This window comes from Nocardioides sp. P5_C9_2 (genome assembly GCF_054049555.1).
The window spans coordinates 1-9320 of the sequence record NZ_JBFUMD010000106.1 but is presented as its reverse complement, the minus strand read 5'-3'; the positions used below and the strand labels follow the sequence as shown (position 1 = coordinate 9320).

Annotated in this window: 8 protein-coding genes; 4 read left to right on the top strand and 4 right to left on the bottom strand. The window is 73.5% G+C overall.

The genetic code is table 11. The annotated features are described in order from the left end of the window. A partial coding sequence (locus ACXJKL_RS07625) for a cell division protein PerM (RefSeq protein WP_457206459.1) occupies positions 1-901 on the bottom strand: 901 nt, incomplete at its 3' end. Between the two features lie 126 nt (positions 902-1027). On the opposite strand from ACXJKL_RS07625, the gene ACXJKL_RS07620 reads away from it, so the two are divergent. Further along, positions 1028-2917 (top strand): hypothetical protein, encoded by a 1890-nt coding sequence (locus tag ACXJKL_RS07620; RefSeq protein WP_457206458.1) that lies wholly within the window; start codon positions 1028-1030, stop codon positions 2915-2917. 63 nt (positions 2918-2980) lie between these two features. Further along, entirely contained in the window at positions 2981-4171 is a 1191-nt protein-coding gene (locus tag ACXJKL_RS07615; protein ID WP_457206457.1) for a hypothetical protein, read from the top strand. 69 nt (positions 4172-4240) lie between these two features. Here the strand turns inward: ACXJKL_RS07615 and sucD are convergent, their stop codons facing one another. Together sucD and sucC are read right to left on the bottom strand one after the other, a co-directional pair. Continuing rightward, complete coding sequence (sucD, locus tag ACXJKL_RS07610; protein WP_457206456.1) at positions 4241-5122, bottom strand: succinate--CoA ligase subunit alpha; 882 nt, start codon at positions 5120-5122, stop codon at positions 4241-4243. A gap of 14 nt (positions 5123-5136) precedes the next feature. Beyond that, complete coding sequence (sucC, locus tag ACXJKL_RS07605; RefSeq protein WP_457206455.1) at positions 5137-6300, bottom strand: ADP-forming succinate--CoA ligase subunit beta; 1164 nt, start codon at positions 6298-6300, stop codon at positions 5137-5139. A 148-nt stretch (positions 6301-6448) separates the two neighbouring features. On the opposite strand from sucC, the gene ACXJKL_RS07600 reads away from it, so the two are divergent. Together ACXJKL_RS07600 and ACXJKL_RS07595 are read left to right on the top strand one after the other, a co-directional pair. Further along, entirely contained in the window at positions 6449-7798 is a 1350-nt protein-coding gene (locus ACXJKL_RS07600) for a cryptochrome/photolyase family protein (RefSeq protein WP_457206454.1), read from the top strand. Between the two features lie 220 nt (positions 7799-8018). Beyond that, complete coding sequence (locus ACXJKL_RS07595; RefSeq protein ID WP_457206453.1) at positions 8019-8867, top strand: M23 family metallopeptidase; 849 nt, start codon at positions 8019-8021, stop codon at positions 8865-8867. 234 nt (positions 8868-9101) lie between these two features. On the opposite strand, the gene ACXJKL_RS07590 is transcribed toward ACXJKL_RS07595, so the two are convergent. Then, positions 9102-9320 (bottom strand): hypothetical protein (locus tag ACXJKL_RS07590; protein ID WP_457206452.1); only part of this gene is annotated, 219 nt, incomplete at its 5' end.

The following is a 9320-nucleotide window of genomic DNA, read 5'->3' as shown; positions in this document are numbered from 1 at the left end:
GCAGTGGGCCGAGCACGACCAGGCCCGGCGAGACCAGCGTCCCGCCGCCCACCGCGAAGCCGGGGCCGAGGAGGAACGAGCCGGAGAACAGCGCCGCGTTGGGAGCCAGGCCGACGTTGACGAGGGAGTAGACGATCGCGTCTCCGGCCGACAGGTGCAGCTGCGACATCATCGTCGCCGCCTCGCCGGCCCCGAGGAGCAGCGCGGCGACGAAGGCGAGGGCGGAGGCCGCCAGGAACCAGCCGAGCACCGCCAGGGCGGCCCCGACGCCGTCGCGCACGACCGCCGGCGCGAGGGCGGCCCAGATCGCGGCCCGGCCCGACCCGATGGCGATCGCCGGAGCCGCCACCAGGACCGACAGCAGCAGGCTCCACCACACGACCCGCGGGGTGGAGGGGGCGGCGTCGACCGAGGCCGCGACCGAGCAGACCACCACGGCCACGACGGCGTACCCGACGAAGAAGAGGCCGGCGGCGGCGGGGACGGTGAAGTCGCGTTCCCCGTCGGAGATCCGGTCCGCGTCCGGCCCGTGACCGGACACGGCGTCCCCGACGCGGTGGCCGAGGCGCCACACCGCCCAGGCGGACATCGCGGTGACGCCGAGGGGCACGACGCTCACGGGCGCGCCCTGGACGGTCACCCCGGACCCGTGGCCCATCAGCCAGGCCATCGCGCCGATCCGCATCCCGGCGCTGGGCGTGCCGTGGGCGCCGGCGTCGGCGGTGAACCAGCCGACGATCCCGATCGCGGCCAGCACCAGCAGCGGCGCGAGTGCGGCCGCCACACCCCCGAGCGAGGCCACCAGGGCCAGGGGCCGCTCGTGCCGCGCACCGCCGGGACGCGGCGTCGTACGGGCGGGGGCGCCAGGGCTCGAGGCGCGAGGTGGGAGCAGGGAGGTCATGGCCCCACCATCATCACCCGAGCCCCCGCGACGTCCGCGGAGGCCACGCCGGGTCCACGCCGGGTCCGCGCCGGGTGTGCGCCGGGTGTGCATGGGTGCCCTCCCCTCCCGTACCGTGGAGCGGCCATGAGGAGCCCTGATGCGTTCGACGCCTTCTACGCCGGCTCGCGCGACCGTCTCCTGCTCGAGACGTACGCGCTGACCGGTGACGTGCCGGCTGCGCGCACGGCGGTCCGCGACGCCTTCGCCGTCGCCTGGCAGCACTGGCGCACGGTGAGCCGCCTCGAGGACCAGGAGGGCTGGGTCCGGCCGCTGGCCCACGGTCGCGCACAGCGTCGGCACACCGCCCGTCCGTGGCACCGCGAGAAGGGGCTCGACGACGGCGTCCGGGCGACCCTCGAGGCGCTGTCCCGGCTGAGCACCCTGGAGCGCAAGGCGCTGGTCCTCACCAGCCTGTCCCCGCTGCCCCTGGACGAGATCGCGCGCACCCTCGGTGTCCCGCGCCGCGAGGCCGAGCGGGCGCTGCAGAGCGGCACGTCGCAGTTCTCGGTGGCCCGCGGCGTGCCCAGCACCCACGTGCGCCACCTCCTCGAGGAGCTCCGCGGCCCGCTGGACGGCGAGCGCTGGCCCCGCGCCACGATCGTCCGCCGTCAGGGCACCGCTCGTCGCCGCACCCACACCGTGGTCGGGGCCGCCGTGGCCGTCGCCGCGTTGCTGGTGTCCGGCACGGTGGTCGCCTCCGGCGGGGCCGAGCCGAGCACCCTGGAGCGCGAGCCCACCACGGCGGGCGTGTCCACCAGCGCCGTCGAGGAGCCCGCCGCACCGGCCCTCGACGAGTCCACGCTGCTCGGTGACGACCAGCTCGCGCGCTACGGCCGCCGGCTCAGTTGGGCCGAGCGGTCCACCTCGACCAACCTGGGGGGCGACGGGCTCGTGGTGCCGTGCCAGCGCGAGCGGTTCGCCGACCCGATGGGGGTGGGCGCGCTGGTGCGCACCTTCGACGGCTCCGAGCGGGTCGTGCGCACCACCCGGGTCAAGCGCCAGGGCCGGACGCGCACCCAGGAGCGCCGCGTCGAGCAGGTGCAGTCCACCGTCACGGAGTTCGTGGAGCTCTCGACCGACACCCGAGCGGCGACCGCCGCCTGGAACACCGCGCTGCGCTGGTACGCCGAGTGCCAGGACCCGCGCACCCAGCTGCTGGCGACCCACCGGGTCGCCCGCGTCGGCGACGACGCCGTGGTGCTCTCGCTGCGCGACTGGGCCCAGCAGCCCGGGGGCATCAGCGTCGCCCTGGCCCGCTCCGGCCAGGCGCTGGTCACGACCGTCGTGGAGTCCCGCGGCACGGCCCCGGACGCCCGCACGGCCGCCACCGGTCTCGCCGCGTCGGTGAACGCCCTGTGCGGCAGCCCCGGCACCGGGCTGTGCGCCGGGCCGCCGCGGACCGTCGGCGTCTCGCCGTACCCGGTCGGTCGTCCCGCCGGGATGCTCGCCGCCGTCGACCTCCCGCCGGTCACCCGCGCCGTCGGGCCCTGGGTCGGCACCGACCCCGAGAAGGCCCGGACCAACTTCGCGGCCACCCGCTGCGACAACACCCGCTTCGACGCCAAGGGGCTCCGGCACAACCTCACCCGCACGTTCCTCTTCCCGGCCAACCGCAACGTCGACACCTTCGGCCTCACCCAGACGGTGGCGACGATGGCGGAGAAGAAGGCCGACCAGTTCGTCGAGGAGGTCCGGGACCGGATCCGCCGCTGCGGGCAGGCCAACCTCGGCACCAGCGTCGACGCCCTCGTCCAGCGCTCGCGCGGCGACGAGGAGATCACCGTCTGGGACCTCGAGATCGAGATCTCCGACTCCCGATCCGTGGAGTTCCTGATGGCGATCATGCGTGACGGCAAGGCCGTCTCCCAGCTCGGCTTCACCCCCGACGACGGGATGGCCATGACGCGCGCCGACTTCACCGCCGTCGCCGACCGTGCGCTCGACCGGCTCAGCGACCTGCCCAGCGCCGACTGAGGGCAACTTCGGCGCTCCCGCTCGCGTCTACCCCTCGTCATGTCCGCCGACGAGGGGGTCCGCATGCCCGGGTTCGCCAGCCGCTCCGCCACGCTCCTGCTGGTCGTCCTCGTCGCGGGCTGTGGCTCCACAACAGGATCGGGGACGGCAGGATCGGAGAGCGGGTCGGAGCCTCCGGCGAGGCCGCCCGACGACTTCTCCATCACCGAGGGGATGCCGTCGAACGACTCCGGTGAGCCGATCGCCGCCGGCGCCGACGGCGTCGGGATGCGGATGCTGGACTTCTGCGGCGTGCGCCCGCTGCGGGGGCTGGCGGTGGTCGACCGGGTCACCGCCACCTCCAGCGGCCCGGAGTACTCCGCGACCCGCGACCTGATGGTCCTCGCCGACGCCCGGCAGGCCGCCGTGCTGGCCGCCCAGGTCCTCGACGCCGCGCGCGCCTGCCCGGTCGAGGAGTCCGGCCCGGGCAGCGAGGTGCTCACCGAGGTCCGCAGGTCCACGGCCGCGCCGGCGGCCGCCACCGTGGTGCACACCTACCGCACCGGTGGCCGCGTCGGCGTGGGCGCCGAGATCATCGAGGTGGTGCCGGTGGGCGCCACCCTGCTCGTCACGTCGGCGTACGGCGAGTGGAGCCCGGGCCCGATCCTGGACGAGGGCATCACCCAGGGCGTCGAGGCCCTGGCCCCGGTGCTGGCGGCGATGCGGGGCGGGCAGCCCGTTCCGACGGCGACGATCCCGGCCGACTTCCCCCTGGACCTCGACCTGCCCCGGGACGACGGGGACCACGACGTCACCTCCCCCTCACCCGGGGCCGACGGCGTGGGCGAGGTCGAGGTGTGCGGCTCGATCGTGTGGCCGGCCGGGGCAGTCGAGGCCCGGCTCGCGACCGACGCCCACGGCCCCGAGCACGTGGACGCGCGCGACCTGGTGGTGCTGGCCGACGCAGACGTCGCCACCACGGTGCCACCGCAGGTCAGGGGCGTGGTCGAGGCCTGCACCGATGCCCCCGCCCACCAGGTGTGGACACTGCACGAGGCCGACACCGGCCACGACTCGGTGACCTTCAGCCTGACCTGGGACGACGGGCCCGGGGCGTCGGTCTTCCAGCTCACCCGGGTGGGCAGTGCACTGCTCCTCACCCACGTGTACGGCGAGGGGCTGCTCGACCCGATCGGGCCGACGCTGCGGGAGCGGACCGTCCTGACCCGCGAGATCGCCCCGGCGATGTGCGTCTTCACCGCCGACGGCTGCTGAGCGGCGTACCGACCCGGGGACGACGAACGGCCCGCCGGATCACCGGCGGGCCGCTCGCTCTGGATCGGCTCAGAGCGCCTGCAGGATCTCCCGCATGAGCGCGGCGGTCTCGGACGGCGTCTTGCCGACCTTGACCCCGGCGGCCTCGAGGGCCTCCTTCTTGGCCTGCGCGGTGCCGGACGAGCCGGACACGATCGCGCCGGCGTGGCCCATGGTCTTGCCCTCGGGGGCGGTGAAGCCCGCGACGTAGCCGACGACCGGCTTGGTGACGTGGTCCTTGATGTAGGCCGCGGCCCGCTCCTCGGCGTCGCCGCCGATCTCACCGATCATCACGATCGCCTTGGTGTCGGGGTCGTTCTCGAACGCCTCGAGCGCGTCGATGTGGGTGGTGCCCACGATCGGGTCCCCGCCGATGCCGATGGCGGTGGAGAAGCCGTGGTCCTTGAGCTCGAACATCATCTGGTAGGTCAGCGTGCCCGACTTGGACACGAGACCGACCGGGCCCTTGCCCGCGATGGTGTGCGGCGTGATGCCGGCCAGCGACTCCCCGGGCGTGATGATGCCCGGGCAGTTGGGACCGATCATCCGGGTGGACTTGCCCTCCAGGTAGGACCACACCTCGGCGGTGTCCTGGACCGGCACACCCTCGGTGATGACCACGAGCAGGCCGATGCCGGCGTCGATGGCCTCGATGCAGGCGTCCTTGGTGAAGGCCGGCGGCACGAAGACGACGCTGACGTCGGCACCGGTCTCGGCCATCGCCTCCTTGACGTTGCCGAAGACCGGCAGGTCCTGGCCCCCCAGCTCGACCGACGTGCCGGCCTTGCGGGCGTTGACGCCACCGACGATGGTGGAGCCGGCCTCGACCATGAGGGTGGTGTGCTTGGAGCCCATGCCACCGGTCATGCCCTGGACGATGATCTTGCTGTCCTTGTTCAGGTAGATGCTCATGTGTCTCTCCGTCCTCAGGCGTTCGCCAGCTCGGCGGCCTTGTCGGCCGCGCCGTCCATGGTGTCGACCTGGGTGACCAGCGGGTGGTCCAGCTCGTCGAGGATGCGGCGGCCCTCCTCGACGTTGTTGCCGTCGAGCCGGACGACGAGCGGCTTGGTCGCCTCGTCACCGAGGATCTCCAGTGCACCCTTGATGCCGTTGGCGACCTCGTCGCAGGAGGTGATCCCGCCGAAGACGTTGACGAACACGCTCTTGACCTGGGCGTCGTGGATGATCACGTCGAGGCCGTCGGCCATCACCTGCGCGTTGGCGCCGCCACCGATGTCGAGGAAGTTGGCGGGCTTGACCCCACCGTGCGCCTCGCCGGCGTACGCGACCACGTCGAGGGTGGACATGACCAGGCCCGCGCCGTTGCCGATGATGCCGACCTCGCCGTCGAGCTTGACGTAGTTGAGGCCCTTGTCCTTGGCCTTCGCCTCGAGCGGGTCGGCCTCCTCGCGGATCTCGAACGCCTGGTGGTCCTCGTGGCGGAACTCGGCGTTCTCGTCGAGCGAGACCTTGCCGTCGAGGGCCTCGAGCTTGTCACCGGTCAGGCGGGCGAGGGGGTTGACCTCGACCAGCGTGGCGTCCTCCTCGACGAAGACGTTCCACAGCTGCTGGATCATCGTGACGGCCTGCTCGAAGACGGGCTCGGGGAACGCGGCCTCGGTGGCGATCTCGCGGGCCTTGGCCTCGTCGACGCCGGTGCCCGGGTCGATGGCGATCTGCTTGACGGCATCGGGGTTGGTCTTGGCGACCTCCTCGATCTCCACACCGCCCTCGACGCTGGCGATGCAGAGGTACGAGCGGTTGGAGCGGTCCAGCAGGAAGGAGAAGTAGTACTCCTCCTCGATCGACGCGCCGGGGACCACGAGCACCCGGTTGACCGGGAGGCCCTTGATCTCGAGGGCGAGGATCGCGCGGGCGGCCTCCTCGGCCTCCTCCGGCGACTTGGCGACCTTGACGCCGCCGGCCTTGCCGCGACCTCCGGCCTTCACCTGCGCCTTGACGACGACGACGCCACCGATCTCCTCCGCGGCCGCGCGAGCGTCCTCGGGGGTCTCGACGGTCTTGCCGAGGGCGCCTGCCACTCCGTGCTTGGCGAAGAGCTCCTTCGCCTGGTACTCCATCAAGTCCACGACGTACCCGTTCCTTCTCGTCTGCGTATCCGTGCCGGCCGGTATGGGTCGGTGCCGGGAATTCCTCTCGGCACCCTAGACCTGTCGGGCGGGTCACATCGAGGTCGGGCGCAGTGGCCCTGCTCACGCCGCGGATACGTTGGGCGGCATGTCTTCGGTGATGTGGTTCCGACGCGACCTGCGGGTCCGCGACCAGCCCGCCCTGCGAGCAGCGCTCGACGACGGCGCCACGACGGCACTGTTCGTGGTCGATCCGCGACTGTGGGCGCGGGCCGGGGACCCGCGCCGGGCCTGGCTGGCCGGCACCCTGCGCGCCCTCGACGAGCGCCTCGGCGGCCGCCTGGTGGTCCGGTACGGCGACCCGGTCGATGTCGTCCCGAAGGTCGCCCGCGAGGTCGGGGCCGACACCGTGCACGTCTCGGCCGAGACCACGCCGTACGGACGGCGACGCGACGAGGCGGTGGACGAGGCCCTGGGCGACCTGACCCTGCGGGCCACCGGATCGCCGTACGCCGTGGGGCCGGGGCGGGTCCTCAACGGCTCGGGCGGGCCCTACCAGGTGTTCACGCCCTTCGCGAGGGCCTGGCGCGCCCATGGCTGGGTCGAGCCGGCCCCCACGCCGCGCGACCCCGACCTGGTCGCCCTCGACTCCGACGACCGGGCCCAGACGCTCCTCGACGAGGCGGCCGGCACCGGCCCGGAGGGGATGCCGACGCCGGGCGAGGACGCCGCGTGGCGCAGGTGGCGGCACTTCCGCGACGAGCTGCTCGACGACTACGACACGGCCCGCGACCGGCCGGGGGTGGACGGCACCTCCCGCCTCTCCCCCTACCTCCACCTCGGCGTCGTCCACCCGCGGTCCCTGCTCGCCGACATCGCGGACCTGCGAGGTCGCGGGGCGCAGACCTTCGAGACCGAGATCGCGTGGCGCGAGTTCTACGCCGACGTGCTGTGGCACCACCCGACGTCGTCGTGGGCCGACCTCAAGCCGGCCCTGTCGGGCATGCGGTACGACGAGCCGCAGGACGCGATCGAGGCCTGGCGGACCGGCACCACCGGCTTCCCGATCGTCGACGCGGGGATGCGGCAGCTGCTGCACGAGGGCTGGATGCACAACCGGGTGCGGATGATCACCGCCAGCTTCCTCACCAAGGACCTGCACGTGTGGTGGCCCGTCGGCGCGCGCCACTTCCTCGACCACCTCGTCGACGGGGACGTCGCCTCCAACAACCACGGCTGGCAGTGGGTCGCGGGCACGGGCACCGACGCGTCGCCGTACTTCCGCGTCTTCAACCCGATCACCCAGGGCACCAAGTTCGATCCCGACGGCGACTACGTGCGTCGGTGGATCCCCGAGCTCGACCACCTGCCCGGCGCGCTCGCGCACGAGCCGTGGAGGTCCGAGGTGGGCTACGAGAAGGACTACCCGCTGCGCATCGTCGACCACGCCGAGGAGCGCACGGACGCCCTGGACCGGTACGCCGCGGTGCGCGGCTGACCCTCCCCCTCGACGTCGACCCGGACGTGACCCACCCCACACCGGAGGGGTCCGGACGGGCCATCTATCGTGAACGGCTGCGACCACCCCGGAGCCTCGTCCACAATCGAGGCCGACGGAGATTTCGAGGGTCGTGACCCTTCCGTTACAGTCTGGGGTCGGTTCGCCCGAGTGCGACCGACTCCCACTCCCCCCGGCACCGGCAGATTGAGGACGATTCATGGGCAACCACCGAGCGCAGCGCGGCGCACGCCGCAGCACCTCGGCAGCACCCGTCATCGACCAGCCCGTGGCCGGACGACGCAGGGCCACCACCCCCGCCCGCCGCAACCCCCTCCTCCGGGCGCTCCCCTCGGCGCCGATCCTCCTCGGCGTCACCGCCCTGGCCGTCTCGGCCGGCGGAGCCCTCACCGCGGCCGACGCCGACCTCGCCGGCCAGGTCACGTCCGGCTCCAGCTCGCTGGCCGCCGCGGGCACGGTGGGCATCGCCCCGGCCGCGCGCATCAACGGTCGCGACGCCGTCGTCTCCCGTGACTCGCGCCGTGACGCGCAGGCCGACGCAGCCAACCAGGAGCTCATCGAGGCCGCCGAGGCGCAGGCCGAGGAGCAGCACGCCGCCCTCCAGCAGTTCGCGCAGGCCGCCGAGAAGCAGTCGGCGAAGATCAAGGAGAACCAGTGGGTCCTCCCGCTGGACGGCTACCACCTGACGGCGACGTTCGGCGCGTCCAGCTACCTGTGGTCCAGCGTCCACACGGGCCTCGACTTCTCTGCACCCTCGGGCAGCCCGATCCACGCGGTCGCCAACGGCGTCGTGACCGAGACCGGCTACGACGGCTCCTATGGCAACAAGACCGTCCTCACGCTCGAGGACGGCACCGACCTGTGGTTCTGCCACCAGACGACGGTCCTGGTCAACGTCRGTGACACCGTCCGCGGCGGCGAGGTCATCGGCACCGTGGGCACCACCGGCAACTCCACCGGCCCGCACCTGCACCTCGAGGTCCGCCCCGGCGGCGGCGACCCGGTCGATCCCTTCACCGCGCTCCTCGAGCACGGCGTCACCCCCTGACCTGACCCCGGCGCGTCCTCGGGCGTCGTACGCCCCGGCGTCCTGCTTCGTCCGGTCTCGCCCGGCCCGCCCCGTTCACCCGGCCGGCCCGCCCCGTTCACCCGACCGGCGGCCCAGCGGCCATGACTGCTCGACCTGCCCGCCTCGGGCTGCCCGCCTCGACCTGCCCGCCTCGGGCTGACTGGCGGCGCACGACACGGCCGGACGCGTTCGCGGTGTCGCCCGCCGCCAGTCTCAGGCGCAGGCCGACGCCGCGCGGCCAGCAGGTGCCCGGTCACCCGCGTCCGCGGCCGGGACCTGCCCGCCACGGGCTGACTGGCGGCGCACGACAGGCCCGGACGCGTTCGCGGTGTCGCCCGCCGCCAGTCTCAGGCGCAGGCCGACGCCCGACGCCGCGCGGCCAGCAGGTGCCCGGTCACCCGCGTCCGCGGCCCGGCCCGGCTCGCCACGGGC

Excerpts from the sequence above, each read along its gene's own strand:
- ACXJKL_RS07620 (WP_457206458.1), top strand. The coding sequence starts at position 1,028 with ATGAGGAGCCCTGATGCGTTCGACGCCTTCTACGCCGGCTCGCGCGAC.
- ACXJKL_RS07615 (WP_457206457.1), top strand. The coding sequence starts at position 2,981 with ATGCCCGGGTTCGCCAGCCGCTCCGCCACGCTCCTGCTGGTCGTCCTC.
- sucD (WP_457206456.1), bottom strand. The coding sequence starts at position 5,122 with ATGAGCATCTACCTGAACAAGGACAGCAAGATCATCGTCCAGGGCATG.
- ACXJKL_RS07600 (WP_457206454.1), top strand. The coding sequence starts at position 6,449 with ATGTCTTCGGTGATGTGGTTCCGACGCGACCTGCGGGTCCGCGACCAG.